The organism is Belnapia mucosa (genome assembly GCF_016775475.1).
Classification (GTDB): Bacteria; Pseudomonadota; Alphaproteobacteria; order Acetobacterales; family Acetobacteraceae; genus Belnapia; species Belnapia mucosa.
This window is the reverse complement of sequence record NZ_JAEUXJ010000013.1, coordinates 1-17,646: the sequence shown is the minus strand read 5'-3', so window position 1 is coordinate 17,646 and position 17,646 is coordinate 1. Positions and strand designations below refer to the sequence as shown.

18 protein-coding genes and 1 pseudogene are annotated in these 17,646 nt (G+C 69.2%); 8 read left to right on the top strand and 11 right to left on the bottom strand.

The window, feature by feature from the left end:
* Positions 1-93: 93 nt before the first annotated feature.
* Together JMJ55_RS23160 and JMJ55_RS23155 are read right to left on the bottom strand one after the other, a co-directional pair.
* Positions 94-1,062 (bottom strand): Bug family tripartite tricarboxylate transporter substrate binding protein, encoded by a 969-nt coding sequence (locus JMJ55_RS23160; RefSeq protein ID WP_202827989.1) that lies wholly within the window; start codon positions 1,060-1,062, stop codon positions 94-96.
* Entirely contained in the window at positions 1,059-2,501 is a 1,443-nt protein-coding gene (locus JMJ55_RS23155) for a sulfatase-like hydrolase/transferase (protein WP_202827988.1), read from the bottom strand. The genes JMJ55_RS23160 and JMJ55_RS23155 overlap by 4 nt, the downstream gene beginning before the upstream one ends.
* Positions 2,502-2,603: 102 nt before the next feature.
* Between JMJ55_RS23155 and JMJ55_RS23150 the strand changes: the two genes are divergently transcribed.
* The 3 genes from JMJ55_RS23150 (at position 2,604) to JMJ55_RS23140 (ending at position 4,761) form a co-directional block, all read left to right on the top strand.
* Positions 2,604-3,512 (top strand): LysR family transcriptional regulator, encoded by a 909-nt coding sequence (locus JMJ55_RS23150; RefSeq protein ID WP_202827987.1) that lies wholly within the window; start codon positions 2,604-2,606, stop codon positions 3,510-3,512.
* Positions 3,509-4,462: a formylglycine-generating enzyme family protein gene (locus JMJ55_RS23145; RefSeq protein ID WP_202827986.1), complete on the top strand. Its 954-nt coding sequence runs from the start codon at positions 3,509-3,511 to the stop codon at positions 4,460-4,462. The genes JMJ55_RS23150 and JMJ55_RS23145 overlap by 4 nt, the downstream gene beginning before the upstream one ends.
* A gap of 71 nt (positions 4,463-4,533) precedes the next feature.
* Entirely contained in the window at positions 4,534-4,761 is a 228-nt protein-coding gene (locus tag JMJ55_RS23140) for a hypothetical protein (RefSeq protein ID WP_202827985.1), read from the top strand.
* A gap of 94 nt (positions 4,762-4,855) precedes the next feature.
* Here the strand turns inward: JMJ55_RS23140 and JMJ55_RS23135 are convergent.
* A pseudogene (locus JMJ55_RS23135) lies at positions 4,856-5,512 on the bottom strand (LysR substrate-binding domain-containing protein); the annotation flags it as partial.
* 15 nt (positions 5,513-5,527) lie between these two features.
* Between JMJ55_RS23135 and JMJ55_RS31160 the strand changes: the two are divergent.
* Positions 5,528-5,716, top strand: a complete 189-nt coding sequence (locus JMJ55_RS31160) for a hypothetical protein (protein WP_236033968.1) — start codon at positions 5,528-5,530, stop codon at positions 5,714-5,716.
* Positions 5,717-6,383: 667 nt separating this feature from the next.
* On the opposite strand, the gene JMJ55_RS31980 is transcribed toward JMJ55_RS31160, so the two are convergent.
* Positions 6,384-8,453 carry an alpha/beta fold hydrolase gene (locus JMJ55_RS31980; RefSeq protein ID WP_202827983.1) on the bottom strand — a complete coding sequence of 690 codons (2,070 nt, stop codon included), beginning with the start codon at positions 8,451-8,453 and terminating at the stop codon, positions 6,384-6,386.
* Between the two features lie 121 nt (positions 8,454-8,574).
* Here JMJ55_RS31980 and JMJ55_RS23125 point away from each other — a divergent pair, with 121 nt between their 5' ends.
* Positions 8,575-8,814, top strand: a complete 240-nt coding sequence (locus tag JMJ55_RS23125; RefSeq protein ID WP_202827982.1) for a DUF1127 domain-containing protein — start codon at positions 8,575-8,577, stop codon at positions 8,812-8,814.
* A gap of 192 nt (positions 8,815-9,006) precedes the next feature.
* Here JMJ55_RS23125 and JMJ55_RS23120 read toward each other — a convergent pair whose 3' ends face one another.
* Positions 9,007-9,546 (bottom strand): GNAT family N-acetyltransferase, encoded by a 540-nt coding sequence (locus JMJ55_RS23120; protein WP_202827981.1) that lies wholly within the window; start codon positions 9,544-9,546, stop codon positions 9,007-9,009.
* 1 nt (position 9,547) lies between these two features.
* Positions 9,548-9,754 carry a DUF1127 domain-containing protein gene (locus tag JMJ55_RS31975; RefSeq protein ID WP_202827980.1) on the bottom strand — a complete coding sequence of 69 codons (207 nt, stop codon included), beginning with the start codon at positions 9,752-9,754 and terminating at the stop codon, positions 9,548-9,550.
* A gap of 307 nt (positions 9,755-10,061) precedes the next feature.
* Between JMJ55_RS31975 and JMJ55_RS23110 the strand changes: the two genes are divergently transcribed.
* A complete protein-coding gene (locus tag JMJ55_RS23110) occupies positions 10,062-11,312 on the top strand; it encodes an alpha/beta fold hydrolase (RefSeq protein ID WP_202827979.1) in 1,251 nt (416 codons plus the stop codon).
* On the opposite strand, the gene JMJ55_RS23105 is transcribed toward JMJ55_RS23110, so the two are convergent.
* Genes JMJ55_RS23105 through JMJ55_RS23090 form a run of 4 tightly spaced genes read right to left on the bottom strand, consistent with a single transcriptional unit; the run spans position 11,309 to position 16,356 of the window.
* Complete coding sequence (locus tag JMJ55_RS23105; protein WP_202827978.1) at positions 11,309-12,853, bottom strand: hybrid sensor histidine kinase/response regulator; 1,545 nt, start codon at positions 12,851-12,853, stop codon at positions 11,309-11,311. The two genes, JMJ55_RS23110 and JMJ55_RS23105, sit on opposite strands and share 4 nt — an antisense overlap.
* Positions 12,850-13,248 (bottom strand): response regulator, encoded by a 399-nt coding sequence (locus JMJ55_RS23100; RefSeq protein ID WP_202827977.1) that lies wholly within the window; start codon positions 13,246-13,248, stop codon positions 12,850-12,852. The genes JMJ55_RS23105 and JMJ55_RS23100 overlap by 4 nt, the downstream gene beginning before the upstream one ends.
* Positions 13,245-15,332 (bottom strand): sensor histidine kinase, encoded by a 2,088-nt coding sequence (locus JMJ55_RS31970; RefSeq protein ID WP_202827976.1) that lies wholly within the window; start codon positions 15,330-15,332, stop codon positions 13,245-13,247. The genes JMJ55_RS23100 and JMJ55_RS31970 overlap by 4 nt, the downstream gene beginning before the upstream one ends.
* 22 nt (positions 15,333-15,354) lie before the next feature.
* Positions 15,355-16,356, bottom strand: coding sequence for an ABC transporter substrate-binding protein (locus tag JMJ55_RS23090; protein ID WP_202827975.1), 1,002 nt, complete (start codon positions 16,354-16,356; stop codon positions 15,355-15,357).
* Positions 16,357-16,640: 284 nt separating this feature from the next.
* On the opposite strand from JMJ55_RS23090, the gene JMJ55_RS23085 reads away from it, so the two are divergent.
* Positions 16,641-16,997, top strand: coding sequence for a hypothetical protein (locus JMJ55_RS23085; protein WP_202827974.1), 357 nt, complete (start codon positions 16,641-16,643; stop codon positions 16,995-16,997).
* 59 nt (positions 16,998-17,056) lie between these two features.
* A complete protein-coding gene (locus tag JMJ55_RS31705) occupies positions 17,057-17,182 on the top strand; it encodes a hypothetical protein (RefSeq protein ID WP_268885389.1) in 126 nt (41 codons plus the stop codon).
* 12 nt (positions 17,183-17,194) lie between these two features.
* Here the strand turns inward: JMJ55_RS31705 and JMJ55_RS23080 are convergent.
* Positions 17,195-17,646: IS630 family transposase (locus JMJ55_RS23080; RefSeq protein ID WP_202827973.1), on the bottom strand; the 452-nt coding region annotated here is incomplete at its 5' end.

Genomic DNA, 17,646 nt, shown 5'->3' with positions numbered 1-17,646 from the left:
CGAAGTGGCGGCGAAGGAAAAATTGTCTGCCATCCCTTTGCTGGCGCCAGGAAGCTTTGTTTTCCGTCCAGCATGCCCACCCATTCGAGCGAATCAGTCCATCACGATGCCGGTCAGGCGAATCCATTCACGGTAGTGCTCGCGCTCTGCGCGCACATAAGTGCCGTACTCTTCCACAGTGGAACCCAGTGGCTCCACGCCATTTTCCAAAAAGACGCGCCGAACCTCGGCTTCCCTGACTGCGGCATTGGCGGCCGCGTTCAGGCGCTCGACTGCCTCGGCAGGCGTGCCGCGCGGCACCACCAGGCCAACAGCATTGGACATGTCGAAGCCGGCAATGCCGGCCTCCTCCAGCGTCGGCACCTCAGGCGCCGCGGGCGTACGCCGAGGCGTGGTGACGGCGATCATGCGTAGCCGTCCCTGCCGCGCCTGCGCCAGGACTGGCGGCAGGCCGGAGGCAACGATCTTCACATTGCCCGCCACCGTGTCGGCCACCGCCGGTCCCGCACCGCGATAGGGCACGTGCTGGACGGTGATGCCGGCGCGCAGGGCTAGCAAGGCAACGGCGACATGCATGGCCCCGCCATTGCCAGGGTTGGCGACATCAATGCCGCGAGGCTGCGCCTTGGCGAAGGCGATCAGCCCCTGGATGTTGGTTACCGGCAGGGAGGGATGCACCGCGATCACCACGGGCGTGATGCCGAGCAGCACTGCCGGCGCGAAGTCGCGGTCCACGTCATAGGGCAGATTGGCTTCCAGCAGCGGCTTCAGGGAAAGTTCGCTGCCGGTCGCAATCAAGCCGGTGTAGCCATCCGGCTTCGCCTGCGCGACATGCTGCGTGCCAATCGTGCCGTTACCGCCGCTGCGGTTGTCGATTATGATCTGCTGCCCGAGCATGCCGCTCATGGCCTGCGCTACTGCGCGAGCCATTAGATCCGTGCCGCCACCGGGCGCGAAGGGCACGACGAGGCGGACCGGACGGTCAGGATAGGCCGCTGCCACGGCAGGATGAGCGAGCACCGTCGTGGCAAGCCCGAGGAGGGTACGGCGACGCATGGTCATGCCGCCGTTGGCGCCGGCGTATAGCCGTGCATAGCCTGGGCGAAGATCGCCTCACGCCCGCCGACCGCCTCGATGCGTGCTGCCTGGTCGGCGAAGGCCAGCGCGTCCATCACGTCGGGGTCGCAAATCGCGCGCAGCGCGGCCTCGCAGTCGCGGCGCGGCCCGGCCCAGTCCGGATCCGCGGCCAAGTTGCGGGTTTCCCATGGATCAGTGCGGAGATCAAAAAGCTGCGGCTCCATGCCGGCGTAGTGGATGAACTTCAGCGACCCGCGCCGCAGCATGAAGGCGCCGGTCACTGACCCCACGGCATGGTATTCGCTCAGCACGTCGCGCGGATGGGTCAGCCCGCGCATGACGTCGAAGAGCGAACTGCCCGGCAGGTCGGCATCGTCCGGGTGCTGCGGCGCGCCGACGGCATGCAGGATGGTCGGGAAGGCATCCACCAGCGTCACGGGTTCGTGGCAGACATGGCCGGCCGGGATGTCGGGCCCGGCCATGATCAGCGGCACCGCCACCGAATCCTGGTACATGTTCGACTTCCCCCAGAGCCCGCGGCAGCCGAGATTGTCGCCGTGGTCGGAGGTGTAGAGGACGCGCGTGCTGTCCATCAGCCCGGCCTCCTCCAGCGCGCGCATCAGCCGGCCGATATTGTGGTCGAGGAAGCTGACCATGCCGAAATACGCGGCAATGGCACGGCGGATCTTGGTCTCGCTGTCGAAACCCTCATCGTAGCACTGCACGATCCGCATGGCATCGATGAACGGGTGACTGGGCCGCTCGTCCGCGCCATAAAGCATGGGCAGCGGCACTTGGTCTTCAGGGTAGAGGTTGTAGAATTCGGGCCGCGAGATCAGTGGGAAATGTGGGCAGACCAGCGAGACGAAAAGGGTCCATGGCTTGCCGCCACGCTGCCCGGCACGGGCTTTGATCCATTCGACCGCCGCATCGGTGATCTTCTCGTCGTAGTCCTGGTATGAGGACTGGCCAGGGCCGGCCTCCGCCGCCAGCTTCAGCGTCGCCTTGCTCGGACGGACCTCCTTCCGCAGCAGGTGTGGCAACATGCCGACGCCGCCGATCACATGCATCGGCAGGATTTCCTCGTCAAAGCCGTTGTCGTCCTCGGCGCTGCGGAAGTGCAGCTTGCCGATCGAGGTCACGGCATGCCCGGCCTGTTGCAGCCGGTGACCCCAGCTCGGCACGGAGCCGTCATAGGGCATGGCATTGTCCCAGAAGCGGATCTGATGGACATAGCGGCCGGTGGCGAAGCTGGCGCGGGAAGGGACGCAGATCGGCGAGTTGCAGGCCGCGTCGCTGAAGCGCGTCCCCCGGGCCGCCAGCGCATCGAGATTCGGCGTGCGGATGATCGGATGGCCGCTTGCGCCGAGCACGCGCGGGTTGTGCTCATCCGACATGATGACCAGCATGTTCGTTGGTTTCAATGTCTGGCTCCTCTCATGCCGAGACGCTAGCGGAGCACGTGCTGCCCCGGCCATAACGTCAATTGAGGAACCCATTCCAATCCGGCATGACAAGGAGGGGCCGTGAACACGCAGGATATCGAGCATTTCCTTGCAGTAGCCGATAGCCGCACGCTCAGCGCCGCGGCGCAGCAACTCCGAATCGCCCAGCCGACCCTGACCAAGTCCATTGCTCGACTGGAGCGCGCGCTCGGCACGAGGTTGTTCGAGCGCACCGCCAGCGGCATGGCGCTGACCGAAGGTGGCCGCGTCTTCGCCGGCCATGCACGCGACATCCATGCCCGGCTGGAGGATGCCTCGGCGGCCATGCGAGACCTGCGTGGCGGGCGCGCCGGCGCGGTCCGCATCGGCCTGGGCATCGGCATCCCGCAGGCCCTCATGGCGGCGACCTTCCGGCCTCTGATGCAGCAGGGCGTGACGGTAGAGATCATCGGCGGGACGCCCGTGACCTTCGCTACGCTGCTGCTGAACGGCGAGATCGATTTCGCCGTCGCGGGTTCGGGCTTCGGCGGCGCGGGCCAGCTGAGGTGGAAGCCGCTGTTCCGTGACCCCCTGCTCGTCGCAGCGCCAGTGGGACATCCGCTGGCGCGCAAGCCGCGCGTGTCCTGGCCCGAGCTTGCCGAACAGGCTTGGCTGGTCCCACCCACCGGGTCGGAGGCGCGGGCCTGGTTCGACCAGCAATTCTATGACCGGGGTATCGCACTCCCCAGGACATTGCTGGCGCTCCGCGACATCTCGCTGTCGCTCGACCTCAGCGCTGAGCTCGGCGCCTGCCGGCTGCTCGCGCGCTCCCTGCTCGGCAATGCGGAGGGCCGGCGCTATCGTCGCCTCGCGCTTGAGGAATCCGAAGAGGGCTTCGACCGCGTCGTGGGCCTGATCTGGCGTGGCAAGGGCTATCTCAGCCCAACCGCAGAGCGGCTGATGCGCCAGGTGGAAGTCGTGGCGCGGCATATGGAAGGAGTACGGGCATGACGCGTCCCGATGCGATGCCGGTCAAGGGGTGCTGCGTGCCGCAGCGGGACACGGCGGTGACGCGAGCCCCGGACATCCGCCCGGCCACGGCGGGGACCGCGGCAGGCGACTGGGGCGTGCCCATTCCCGGCGGACCCGCCACGATCGGCACGGATGCGCCGGTCTTCCCCGCCGACGGCGAAGCTCCGGCGCGCCGCGTCATGCTTCGCCCGTATCGACTCGATGCCCATGCCGTGACCAATGGCCGGTTCGCCGCCTTCGTCGATGCCACGGGCTATCGTACCGAGGCGGAACGCCACGGCTGGTCTTTCGTCTTCCATGCCTTCGTCCCGCAGGGCCTCGACACACCTGCGCCGGAGCAGACGCCTTGGTGGCGCCGCGTCGATGGTGCCTGCTGGTCGGCACCGGAGGGGCCGGGGTCCAGCGTGGCGGACCGCCTGGACCATCCCGCCATCCACATCGCCTGGTCAGATGCGGCGACCTTTGCCGCCTGGGCCGGCGGCCGCCTGCCTACCGAGGCGGAATGGGAGCATGCCGCCCGCGGCGGCAAGCCAGCCGCGCCATTCCCCTGGGGCACGGCAGAGCCCGACGACACCGGCACCCTGCCCTGCAATATCTGGCAGGGCGATTTCCCGCACTGCAATACGGGCGCGGATGGCTTCGTCGGCACGGCACCTGTCGGGGGCTTCATGCCCAATGGCTACGGGCTGTACCAGATGTGCGGCAATGTCTGGGAGTGGTGTGCCGACACCTTTCGGATACGCTCCCTCTCCCGCACGGCGAAAACCCGCAACCTGACAGCATCGGAGGGGAGGGAGCGGGTGATGAAGGGAGGGTCGTACCTGTGTCACCGCTCCTACTGCTATCGCTACCGCATTGCGGCACGGGTCGGGCACCCTCCCGACACATCGGCCGGGCATACCGGGTTCCGCGTCGCTTACGACTCCTGATCTGTTGACCGGGACGCCGGGCATGTAGGAAGCGCAGCCGCCGAGGTCCAGATTCGATTCTCCCGGCTTGGGTGGACGTCGGAAAATCGGCGGGGCGCTTTTCAGCGACCTCGCCGGTCGCGTCGAAGCGGTCTCGAAAGTCAGACGGCTGGCTGGCGGCGCGTCGTGGCCCGATCGTCCCGCTGCTCCTGCCCGACGAGCCGGGCATCTATCGCCTTGACATGTTGCTGCTGGAGCGCAGCACCAGCACCCGTTCAGCAGCGGCCGGCGGCAATGCGAGCCTCATGGCGCTCGGCTGAGTGCGATGCGGCTGTTGCTCCCCCGGGCGCTCTGGGGAGCATGCATTCGGAAAGGCGCATTGGCCGGCGCGAGCGTCGCTGATGCGGTGCCAGCTCAGCCGGCTTCGTCCGGCAGTCGCTCGCTCGCCGGGGAAGTAGAGGTGACGTGAGCAAGTCCACTGGGTCCCGCACCTCCTAGGATCCGGACCAGGTCCTGAAGCTCGGCTGCCAGCAGCGTCGCGGCAGGGTCCTGAAACCCGTCCTTCAGGAGATAGAGTGAGACAGGCGGCAGGTCGCAGCGCTCGATGAGCGGCAGTAGCGCTACATTCCCGTGCGCGGCGAGGCGCCGGCTGAGCACTTCGGGGAGCACGGTCAGCAGATTGCCACCATCGAGAGCGGCCAGGAGGCTGCCGACCGACATGATCTCCAGCAGCGGCTCAGGGTTCGGCAGGCCAGCCGCGGCGAACATGGTGTCGATGGCCATTCGGGTCGGACTTCCTTCGGCCGGAAGGGCCCATGCGGCTTGCAGGCAATCCCCCAGGGTGAGCGCGGCGTTCTGGGCCAGCACATGGCCAGGGCTCGCCACCACCATCCCCTGTTCGGCATGCAGCGTGATCTGCCGTAGCAGGGTGGCCGAGAAGCGGGTGGACATCCGGGCCACGGCCATGTCGACCCGCCCATCCGAGAGCATCCCGATGAGCGCATCCGTGTCGGCCTCCACCACCGCGATGCGCAGCTGCGGCGCACGGTCCGCGAGCCGCTGCACTAGGTGCGGTAGGAGCTTCGGATGCGCCTAGGGATGCAGGCCGAGGCGCCTCACGCCGACCAACCCCCGCTCTACCGCCTCGACCTGCCGGTCCACCAGGTCGAGCTGACCCAGCATCAACCGGGCGTGCCGAAGCATGACGTCACCGGCCGGGGTCGGGACGATGCTGCGCGTGGTTCGACGGTGAGCTGGTATTTGGCGAGGACCTGATGGCGGTTCCAGTGGCACTCTCAGCAGCCGGGAAACTGGACTGACCACTATCGGAGTTTTTTGTCGACACCGGCTGGCCAGCAGCGGTGGTCCTCATGTTCTTTATTGGCGGCCCGATTGGATGATCAAGGCGGCCGGAGGCATGGGGCGTTCCGTAAGTCGGGTGTGCAATGCACCGCGGCGGCGATGTGGACGGTGGTACGATCGAGCGTGATCTCCATGCCAGGCACTGGTGCTCGGTACAGTACGATGTGGTTCGTGTGCGCTTATACCGAGTCCCATTGATCCCAACCTATCAGCGGCGGGGGGGCGCCCCGCCGCAACCCGCCTTGGCCTCTGCGGAACCGCTTTGCTGTACGGATTCTGATCAGCAGGATTCGGTATGAGTGATTTTGAACTCTATCCTACGCCTGCATCGGTTGAGGCAGTCCTCCGCCGTCTTGTCCGCTTCTGAGTGGCCATGAGCACGCGCTGAACAGCCGACATGGGCGCACAGCCGACGATCCCGAATGCTGACCTGCAGCGTCCGCTCGCCCAGCAACATCGGATGTTGGACCAGCAGGTATGAGCAGCACCTTCGGGACGAGCAGCTATAGCCATGAGCCGCATGGGAGCCGGCTTCCACTGCAGGCGCTCATATGCGCCACGGGCGACTTCTCGCACAGGTCTAGGCGCCGTCGGCTCCATCGAGGAAGGCGTGCATCTCGGCCAGGAAGCGGGTCCAGGCCGGCTCGTCCTCAAGCAGGATGTGGTTTCGTCCCTCGAGCGGCACGAAGCGCGCGTTCCGGATGCCCATGGCGAGGCGGCATCCTTCCTCGAAGGGCACGACCTCGTCGCCTGTGCAATGGAGCACGAGGGTAGGAACGCGGACCTGCGGCAGCAGCGCCTCGACCTGCACGGATCCGAACACCTCCTGGAGCCGGACCGCATTCTCCGGCGACGTCGTCATCCGCTGCAACTCGTTGAACCAGCGCGCCTGCTCCTGGGTGCCGTCGGGGATGAAGAGGCTGGTGAAGGACTGGCGGAAGGCCGGGTTGTCGGCACCCCAGCCATGCCGCATCAGGGTGACCAGCGCTTGCCGGGTCGCCAGTTCGGCGGGGTTGTCGCGCTGTGCCCAGCCCCGGGCATAGCCGCCATAGAGCACCAGGTGGCTGACGCGCCCGGGATGTTCCGCGGCGTAGGCGATAGCGGTGGCGCATCCCTGCGAGATGCCGAGCACCGCGAAGCGCTCGAGGCCTGCGGCCTCGACCACCGCCTCCATGTCGCGCCTGGAGGCGGTCAGCGAGAGGTCCTCGACCTGCCAGTCGGACAGGCCGTTACCGCGAGCATCGTAGCGGATCAGACGCCGGCCACGCGACAACTCGCGCATCCAGTGGCGCCAGACCGGGCTTTCCCAGTCGAATTCGAGATGCGTCAGCCAGTTCGACGGCTTGAGGAGCGGCGGTCCCTCGCCGCTGGTCGCATAGGCGATCCGCACGCGATCCGCGGCGAGGCAAAAGCGGATCTCCTGCCGGAGCACCGGCGTCGGCTCCACCTCGGGTTCGTGCGGCGCCGGGCTCGACTTGGATTCGCCGGCCGCCTCCTCCACCCGGCGCAGCACGTTGCGGACCCGCGCGCGCAATTCGCGCAGGTCGAACGGCTTCGTGATGTAGTCCTCGGCCCCGAGTTCCAGCCCGACCACGCGGTCGACGACGTCGATGGCCGCGGTGAGGAACAGGATGCGCGGGCCATCCGCGCCGACGCCGAGGCTGCGCGCGACGGCGAAGCCGTCCTCCCCTGGCATGTTCACGTCGAGGATCACCAGATCGGCCGGCTCCTCGGCCAGCAATTGCCGCAGTGCCCGCCCGTTGGTCGCGGTGCGTACCGCGAAGCCGTGCCGGCCGAGATACTCCGCCACCATCCAGCCGATCTCGGGTTCATCGTCGACGATGATCAGGCGCCTGGCACCTCCGGCCGGCGCAGCGGTACCCGTCGGCGCCGGTCCGGCGACGGCCTGGACCGGTGCTGCGGGCGAAGGCCGGCGACGGAGCTCCCGCGCCGCGGCCATCAGGGGGCCGGGCGGCATGCCCCCTTCCTGCAGCAGCCTCAGGCCCGTCTCGCAATGCTGCTCGGCCTCCGCGCGCCGGCCGAGCCGCACCAGCAATCCGACCAGCGCGGCGCGTGACTTCGCCTCGAAGCCATCCAGCTCCACCCAGCGGCGGGCATGCCCCACCGCCTCCTCCGGCGCCGCGGCCGAAAAGCGGTTAACCAGCTCCTCCAGCACCGCCGCGTGCTGCCGGCGGGTATCCTCGCGCTCGGCCAGGCACCAGGCCTGGAAGTCCGGCTGCGCCGGCAGGTCGAGGCCCGCCAGGAACTCGCCGCCGATGCTCGCCGCGATGTTGGTCAGCGTCCCAGTCGCGGCCCTAGCGAGCGGCTGTGCGCAGACTTGGCGCAGCACGAAAAGGTCACTCTGCGCCCCCTCGGGCGCATAGCCGACGGTGTCGCGCTCGGCGAGGATTCGCGCCGGGCCATTCGGTTCGTCGACGAGGCCGCGCAGCTTGCTCAGGCTCCAGCGCAGGGCGCCGCGCGGGTCGTCAGGAACATCCCAGAGCAGGGTGCACAGCCGTTCCCGCCGCTGCGGCCGCCCCGTCGCGACGAGATAGCCGAGCAGCGCACGGGTCTTCTTCGAGGGCGGCAGCGGCTGCTCCACGCCGTCGCGCAGCACCGCCAGGGCGCCGAGCATGCGAATGGTCAGCATGGCCGCCCCCGCGCAGTTCGCGGCCGATTCCACGCCCATGCCCATGCCGAATGCCACGCCGTCCGACGAGGCTTGACGCGGCGCGGCGCTCCGGCCCGCCGAGGCATCGAGGACCATGATAATGTTGCAATCGGCCATCCAGACCATGATCTGCGGCCAGGACCTGCGCCATCTTGCGCACATGGCCTGGATCGCGTTGCGGCAGGGTACGGGCGCGGCGCAACGCGCCGTGCGCCTGGCGCACCGGCGTGCGGTGGAACGGCGCGAACTCGACGCGCTCGATGGACGGATGCAGCGCGATGTCGGCCTCGGTCCGTCCGAAGTTCAGGCGTTGCTGCGGAAGCCGCTATGGTGTGCATGAGGTCGGCTCGGCCGGCGGCGACACGGCCCTGGCGAGGCCGACCATCCGCGCCGGCGTCGCGTCAGGGACGGCGCGACGCCGCGCCTCGCCGATCCCCAGGCTGGGTGCAGGTTGGTGGACCGTCGTCACCGCTGCATCGTCCCGATTGCGCGGCCAAAGTTTTGCATATCCCCGAATGCGCGGCCACGCGTCTCACGCTGCCGTGACAGCCTGGCGGAGCAACGATGGGAAAGATGGCGGCATTGGCGGCCCCAAGGCGCCCAGCCGGAGTTCCGCGCGGTCGAAGCTGGCGGCGACGCGCGCGCCGAGGCTTCGGACCAGTGCAAGGATCGGTCGGTTCTCGGGGGAGAAGGAGTCCGCGACCTCCTGCCCCTGCGCGGCGGCGCCAGAGAGTGCCTGTCGGAGCAGGCGCCGTCCCAGGCCGCAACAGCGATGGTCCGGATGGACCGTGACCGCCATCTCCATGTGGCGCGGCGCGAGGGCTGGGACGGCGCCGAAGAGGACCGCGCGGGACGGGTTCATCCGCAGGACATAGGCGGCGATCGCCGGGTCGCTCATGCCCGCGCCGAAGCGGGCCTGGCGGTCGAGCCGGCCGAACTCCAGCAGGTGCTGTTCGATGGCCGGCAGATCCTCCTCGCCGAGCCGCCGGATGCGGAGGGGCGGGCCGGATTCCGCCCGGCGGCGAGCGTCGGTCTCGACGCGCACCGCCTCGGCCTGTGCATGCGGCACCATGTCAGCAGCCGCCCGGCCCGATCGAGTGCCGGCGCGCCTCGTACGGGATGGTGGACCGGTCGATGCCGATATCCTTGAGCATCCTGTCGTCCATGCGGCCCAGGATTGCGGCCGTGCGTTGCTCGCGGTACCAACGGTGGATGGCCCGGAGAGGCGACCACCACAATTCGAACTGAAGAGGCCGCCCGCTGGCGATGATGGTGTGCACTGCGCCTTCTCCTCGGTCTGTCGATGACGGGCGCAGCCTGGCGGGGCGGCGTGGGAGCCACCGTTTACGGGGGCGAGGAAAGGCGGATGCGGAGCGTGGTATTCGGAGTCCTGTCCGCGCTGCCGAGCCGGTTTTTTCCGCACTGGCCACTATGCGGCGGTCGGGCAGGGCCCATCTGCCAGCGGTTCCGATCCACAGGTGCGGCGTGATCGCACTCTGCCCCAAGCTGCTCCCGGTCCGCATCGCACTGGCATCGGCGTTGCTCGCTGCGGGATGCGCCGCAGGTCCCGGGCCGCAGGCACCTCCGGTGCCGGCTGGCTTCTCCGCCGACACTTTCACCCGCGAGGGGCTGGTCAGCGGCGCGACGGCGACCGAGGCAGGGTGCCGCGCCCTCCCCGATGCATTCTGGGTCGAAACCAACCGCCGCCGCGAATGCCTGCGCTACGCCGCCGGCGGCGCGGCCGGAGTGTCGCCAGTCGCGTTGCTGCACCTTCCCGGTGACCCGCCGGGCATCGTCTATCGCGCTGCGGCCGGCCGGGTGCAGATCGATCGCGTCAGCGAGTTCTACGAGCAGGATGCCGGGTCACGGCGCCTCGCTGCCGGGATCCTGGCCAGCACCATGCAAGGCATGCCGGTGTTCCTGATCGCGCGGCCCGGCATGCATGGCTCGTCCGGCAACCACGCACAGGATCGCCACACGCTCGACGAGCTGGAACTCGTCAACGGGGCCGTGGACGCGCTGAAGCGCCGCTATGGCTTCCGCGACGTCGTGCTTTCGGGCTTCTCCTCGGGCGGGTTGCTGGTGGCCAACCTCCTGGCCAGGCGCAGCGACATCCGCTGCGCCGTCATCGCCTCGGCGCCGCTCGACCTGGCGCAGTTTCGCCGCAGGCCCGACGGCATCGTCGCGGACGACTTCGCCCTGCGGGAGGGCGATCTGGCCGACCCCATGCGCTCCGTCGCGGCCACCCGGTCGCATGCCGAGATCTTCGTCATCGGCGACCGGCGCGACCGGAGCGTGCCGCACGCCGCCTGGATCGGGTGGTCGGCCGCGGCGCGGCGCCAGGGCCTGCGGGTGCACGAGGCCGAGACCAGGGGCCTCGACCGGCCCGAACTCGGGCCCGCGCGAACCTATCACATCACCAGCGGCCGCAGCCTGGAAGCGGCTTATGGCTGCGCCACGGGCTGGCCGCCCGAACGGCTGCGGCAGGCGCTTCTCGGCGGCGAGCGCATCCTGAGGCCGGAGGGACGGAGGCTGGACGGCGACGCGATCCGCGCCGCCTTCGCCGGGCGCCGGCTGGCCGGGGTGGACTGGAACCGCTGGGGCATGCGGGCCACCCTGTCCACCTTCTGGAGCGCCGATGGCGACCAGTACCAGTTCCACCCGGCGCACCCGGACCGGCGCGTCGCGACGCAGCGCTGGTGGATCGATGGCGACACGCTCTGCACCTCGGATGACGGCTGCAACCCGGTGCTGTCCGATGGCCGCGCCCTGCACCTCGTCGGCGGCGAGCCGCGGCGCTTCCTGATGACCTTCACGGCGGATGCGCCCGCGGACTAGCCGCTGTCGGCATCCAGGGTGGCGACCAGCCGGCGCACCTCCTCGGGCAGGAAGGGCTTCTCCAGGACGGGGCGGCCCGAGCGGGCGAGGAATTCGGCCGCGACCCGGCTCAGCGCATCGCCGGTGACGAAGGCGGTGCGCCGGCACAGATGCGGCCGCTGCCGTTCCAGCCAGCAGTAGAGGGCCTGCCCGTCCATGTCGGGCATGCGCAGGTCGCAGAGGATGGCGTCGTACTCGCTGCGGGACAAAAGGTCCCGGGCCTCCCGCCCCGTCACCGCGAAGTCGCAGCGGAAGCCGTGCACGGCAAGCATGCGCACGAGCACGCCGGCGAGTTCCGCCTCGTCGTCGATGACGAGCGCCGTCCGCGGGACGGCCGGCGGCGCGGCGTCCGGAGGTGGGTCGGCCATGGCTGGCGCGGCCGCATCCAGCCCGGCGCGCGGCAGCCGCAGGATGAAGCGTGCGCCGCCATCCCCTTCCGCCAGCGTCAGCGAGCCCCCGTGCGCGTCCGCGATCCGGCGCGACACCGCAAGGCCGATCCCCGTGCCGACCGGCTTCGTCGTGAAGAACGGGTCGAAGATCCGGCCCCGCAACTCGGCCGCGATGCCGGGTCCGTTGTCGGCGACCGAGATCTCGACCGCGTCGTAGCCCGCCCGCGCCGCGATGCGCAGGTGGCGCGGCCCGGGCTGGTGCTCCAGCGCCTGCTTGGCGTTGGTGATGAGGTTCGCCAGGACCTGGTGAAGCTGGTCCGCGTCGCCCAATAGCGGCGGCAGGTCGGCTGGAACGTCCCGTGTCACCTCGATGCCGTCGCTCCGCAGGCCGTAGGCGAGCAGTTCCAACGCGCCGTCGACCAGGACGGCCGCGACGATCGGGCGCCGCTGGACCTCCTGCTGGCGCGCCATGGCGAGGAAGCTGCGGACGATTCGCGCGCAGCGCTCGGCCGCCACGCGAATCCGCTCCGCGCTCCTGGCAAGGCCTGGCGCGCTGATCTCCGCCGCTTCCTCCTCCAGCATCAGAGCGCCGGCGAGCACGATGGAGAGCGGGTTGTTCAACTCGTGCGCGACGCCGGCGAGGAGGGAGCCGAAGGTTGCCATCTTCTCCGCCTGCAACAGCGCCTCGCGCTGGTGCTGGAGTTCGGCCGCAGCCGCGCGCGCCTCCCGCAGGGCCGCGACGTGGCGCTGCGTCTTGGCGATCGTCGTCTCAAGGTCGGCGAAATCGATCGGCTTGGTGAGGAAGTCGAAGGCACCGCGGTTCATGGCGGTCCGGATGTTGCCCATGTCGCCATAGGCGGAGATAACCACGGTGGCGAGCGGCTCCACCGTCTTCTGCAACTCGCCGAGCAGCGTCAGCCCATCCATACGGGGCATGTTGATGTCGGCGAGAACGAGGCCGATATCCGCATGGTGCGCGACGAAGTCGAGCGCCTCGATGCCGTCGCGGGCGAAGAGGAACGCCAATTCGCGTGCGCGGATCCGCCGTCGGAATCGCTGCAGGATCAGCGCCTCGAGGTCTGGCTCGTCGTCGACCACGAGGATCGTCGTCACGGCCCCGCTCCCCACTGGGCGAGGCAGCGGTTGATCTCGACCCGTAAAGCGGGGAAGTCGATGGGCTTCGGCAGCAGGCCATCGGCGCCACCTGCCAGCGCGCGGCGGCGCGTGTCGGCGTCGCCATAGGCGGTGACCATGATGATCGGAAGGTTGGGGCGCGCCGCCTTCGCGCGTGCCAGCAGGTCGAGCCCGCTCATCTCTGGCATGTTGATGTCTGACAGTAACAGGAGGATATCGTGCTGCCCTGCGTCGCCGATGATCCGCAGCGCCTGCCGGGCCGAGGTCGTGAACACCAAGTCGAAGCGACCGGCCTTGATGTCGCGCCGGAATTGTTGTCGGAACAGCGGCTCCATATCCGCCTCATCGTCGGCGACGAGAATGAGCGCGTTCATGTGTCCCTTCCTTCCGGCAGCGTCCCGGTCCAGGGCAGGGTGACGATGAATTCGGTGAAGCTGCCCGCCTCCGTCACGACGTCGATCGTCCCGCGGTGCTGCTTCACGACGATGTCGTGCGAGAGCGAGAGGCCGAGGCCGGTGCCTTCCCCGGTGGGTTTGGTGGTGAAGAAGGGCTCGAAGATCCGCGCCTTGACCGCGTCCGGAATGCCGGCCCCGTTGTCGCGCACGCGGATCTCGACTTGGCCCGGCAGCGACCGCGTCGTGACGGAAAGCGTCGGCTGGAACCCGGCCGTCGCGTCCCTGGTGCGCTTCGCATGCGCCGCATGGAAGCCGTTGCCGAACAGGTTCAGCAGCACGCGGGTGAACTCCTGCGGGTAGAGCTCGACCTGCCCGACTGCAGGGTCCAGGTGCTTCTCGAGCGTGATGTTGAAGCCCGGCTTCTCCGCCCGTGCGCCGTGGTAGGCCAGGTTGAGCGCTTCCTCGACGAAGGCGTTGAGGTCCACCGGGCGCCGCTCTCCGCCGCTCTCGCGGGAATGGGCCAGCATGTTCCGGATGATGCTGTCGGCGCGCCTTCCGTGCTGTACCACCCGGCCCAGATTGTCCTGCAACATTGCGACGAGCTCCGCAATCTCCTCGCGCAGCGCTGCATCGAGCGAAGGCCCGGCCACGGCGAGCGCCTCCTCGAGCTCCTGCAGCAAGTCGGCCGAGAGGTCGGCGAAGTTGTTCACGAAGTTCAGAGGGTTCCGGATCTCGTGCGCGATGCCAGCCGTGAGTTGACCAAGCGAGGCGAGCTTCTCGGTCTGGATCAGACGGTCCTGCGCCGCACGCAGGTCGTCCAGCGATTGCGCCAGCTCCTCGGTCCGGTGCGCGACCTTGGCCTCCAGCGTCTCCTGCGCCTCCTGCACCCGCGCCGCCATGACGTTGAAGCGGTGCGCCAGCGCGCCGATCTCGTCCGCCGAGGTGACCGCAATGCGCTGGCGCAGGTCGCCTTCGCCGAGACGCTGCGCACCGGCCTGCAGCTGGCGGATGGGGACGACCATGCGCCGCGCGAGCCAGCCGCCCAGCAGCAGGGCGAGGAGAACGCTGACGCCCAGTAGGACCAGCGTCTGGTAGAGCGTGACGAGCACCGGCGCCAGCACCTCGCGCCGCGGCAGCTCGACGAAGACGAGCCAGCCGAGCCGAGGGATGGCAGCATGGGCCGAGAGCACCATGCCCCAGTCCGGGCGGACCGACTTCCCGGGCGCGGCGTCGTCGCCCTGCGCGTCTCGCACCGCGCGGGCGACCTGCGGCAGGTGCGACAGGTCCGTCCCGCGCAGGACGAGGCTCATGTCGGGATGCGCGACGAGCCGGCCGGTGGCGTCGGTAACATAGGCATAGCCTGCCTCGCCGACCCGGATCCCGGTGATCACGTCCCAGATCAGCTTCAGGTTCACGCTGACCGCGGTGACGCCCGGCCGGCGTCCGGCATGGGCAATGGCCAGCGTCATGTATGGCTCGGACCCGCGCTCGTAGTAGACCGGGCCATACCAGACGCGGTTGGCGACGGCCTGCGTGAAGCGCGGGTCGGCGGAAAGGTCGGCGCCGCCGCCGGCCACGTCCGGCTCGAGCCGTGAGAGCCGCAGCTGCTCGCGCCCATCGGCGTCGATGTAGAGCACGTCCATGATGGCCGGCGTCTGGCGCAGCAGGCGGATCAGGTCGTAGCGGCGCTGGTCGGGGTCCAACCGGGCCCATTCGGCCCGGGTCGTCCAGCCGATCTGGTTCTCGATTTCGCCGATGAACTGCGCCACGCGCTCAGCCGCCGCGAGCGCCTTCTCCCGCTGCACGTGCACGGCCGATGCCGTGGCCTCGTTGTAGGACAGTACCATGTTGACCGCGCCGTTGGCGAGGAGCGTGACGACGACGAGGCCGATCAGGGTGCGGGCGAAGCGGCGCGCCAGGCCGGATGGCAGGAACGCGGCGGCGGCGGCGCGCGACAGCCAGCCGAGGACCGGATGCCTGCGACGGGGCGCCCGATCCGCCGCGGCGGCTGCGGCCAGCGGCCTCACCCGGCCCCCTGGCGTGCCGGAGAGGTTCAAGGCCACGGCGGCACCGCGACACGCCCGGTCATTCGATCACCTCGTCCGCCCGTGCGAGCAGCGTCAGGGGCAGGGTGAGGCCGAAGCGCCTGGCCGTGTCCAGGTTGATGAACAGCTCGAGCTTCGTGACCCGCTGCACCGGCAGTTCGGCCGGCTTCGCGCCCTTGAGGATGAGCCCGGCATAGATCCCCGCCTGCCGGTGGGATTGCACGAAGTCGCCGCCGTAGCTCATGAGGCCGCCGGCGATGGTGAAATCCCGGGTCTGGGTGATCGCTGGCATGGCGTGCCGGGTCGCGAGCGCCGCAAGCTGCTGGCCACGGAAGGCGAAGAAGGGATCGGAAGTGAAGACGACGCCGCGCGCGCTGATCCCGGACAGCGTTTCGAACACAGGGCCGAACTGCGCCTCGACGCTGGCCTGCAGGACGTGGATCCGCACCCCGAGCGCCTCGGCGGCAGTCTGCAGGCTGCCGACCTGCGACAAGGCGGTCGGGCTGGTCGGGTTCGCCACGACGCCGAGCAGCAGCGGCGCGGCGCCGGCGTCGTGCCCAGCGCGAACCACCTCGTGCAGGATCTCCAGCCGCTTGGGGCTCGCCTCGACACTGAGGCTCGACACGCCGGTGAGGTTGCCCTCGGGCCTGCTCAGGCTACCGACTACGCCGAGCGCGATGGGATCTCCACCCATCTCGAACACGATCGGGATCGTCGTCGTCGCCGACTTGGCGGCGAGCGCAGCGGGTGCACCCCCAGGCGCGGCGATGACGGCGACCTGCCGGCCGGCGAGCTCGGCCGCGAGCGCCGGCAGCCTGTCGTAGCGACCTTCCGCCCAGCGGAAATCGATCACGACGTTGCGACCTGCCACGTATCCCGTGCTGGCGAGCCCGTCGCGGAAGGCAAGCACGCGGCTGGCGAAGGGCTCGGGCGATTCGGGGCCAAGATAGCCGACAACGGGCAGCGCGAGCGGCTGCGCGCGTCCGGCACCAGGCAGTGCCGCCGCCGTGCCAAGCAGGGCGATGAACTCCCGCCGCGTCATCCGATGTCCCATCAGCCGCCTTGGAAGGCGATGCGAGCCTAGCAACATGGGACGCGGCCCGTCGATCCGTATCGCAACGGAGGCGCCGTGCGGTTACTTGTCGCGGCGCACTTTCCACCTGTGAACACATTCGTGCGGTGGCATGCTCGCCGCGCTGCAGGACTCACATCCGGCCGATACCACGGTGCCGCATGGTTTTCCCACGGGCGCACTCACGGCCCGTCACACGTCGCCCCGGCATCCTCCTGCCGTCGCCCGATGAGGCGAGCAGAGGAGCCACGATCATGAAGCACATCGCATTCGCGTCCGTCATTGCCGTCACCCTGGCCGCCGGTGCGGCCCAGGCGCAGGCCCCGGTGGACGGCACCGGCCACACGGCAACGGGCGGGTCCCTTGTCGGCGGCGGCGGCGCCACCATCGAGGGCGGCGGCGACAACATGACCATCAGCTACAGCACCTACGGTGCCGGCAGCGGTGGCGGCATGCCGTCGCAGCCTCCCCTGTTCGCGCGCTTTGCAGGCAGCCTCGGCGACGGGCCGGCAGTGGAATACCTGACCATGGCGCCCGCCAACCCCAGCCGCGAGGCATGGCTGGTCGGCGGCGGCGACAACGCCGCCCTGGTCTACGCGCAGCCGCGCTGAGCGGTTCGTGCCAGGACGCCGGCCGACGATCCGACGAAGATTACCCAACGGAGGCGACGATGGCTCGCCTATTCCTTGTCGCCCGCGAGAATGTTCGCGGCATCCTAGTGGCCGTGGCCGCCTCCGTTTATTTCCTTGGCTTCTTCAGCGCTGTTCAGGCCGCGCTCGCCAAACTGTTCTACTAGAGCATTTCAGGTTTAGTCGAACGCGTACCCAGAGTTGGTGAGGTAGTTTCGGCACTCGCTGGGGCTGAAGGTGTCGAGCAGTTGGCCGATGATGTCCCACAGCGCTTCGCGCGTTCGTGCACCGGCCTTGCGTAGGCTGGCCTTGAGCTTGGCAAAGGCCTGCTCGATTGGGTTCAGGTTGGGGGAGTAGGCCGGCAGCAGCATGACGTGGGCACGTGCCCTTTGGATGGCCTCACGTACGCCGGCCACCTTGTGAGCCGCGAAGTTGTCCATCACCACCACGTCGCCAGGCGCCAGCGTGGGCACGAGGAACTGTTCGACATAGGCGCGGAAGGCCTCGCCGGTCATCGGCCCGTCCAGCACCAGCGGTGCGACGAAGCCCGTGCGGCGCAAGCCGGCGACGAAGGTGGTGGTCTTCCAGTGGCCGTGCGGCGTGGCGTCCACTAGGCGCTCGTCCCGCGGCC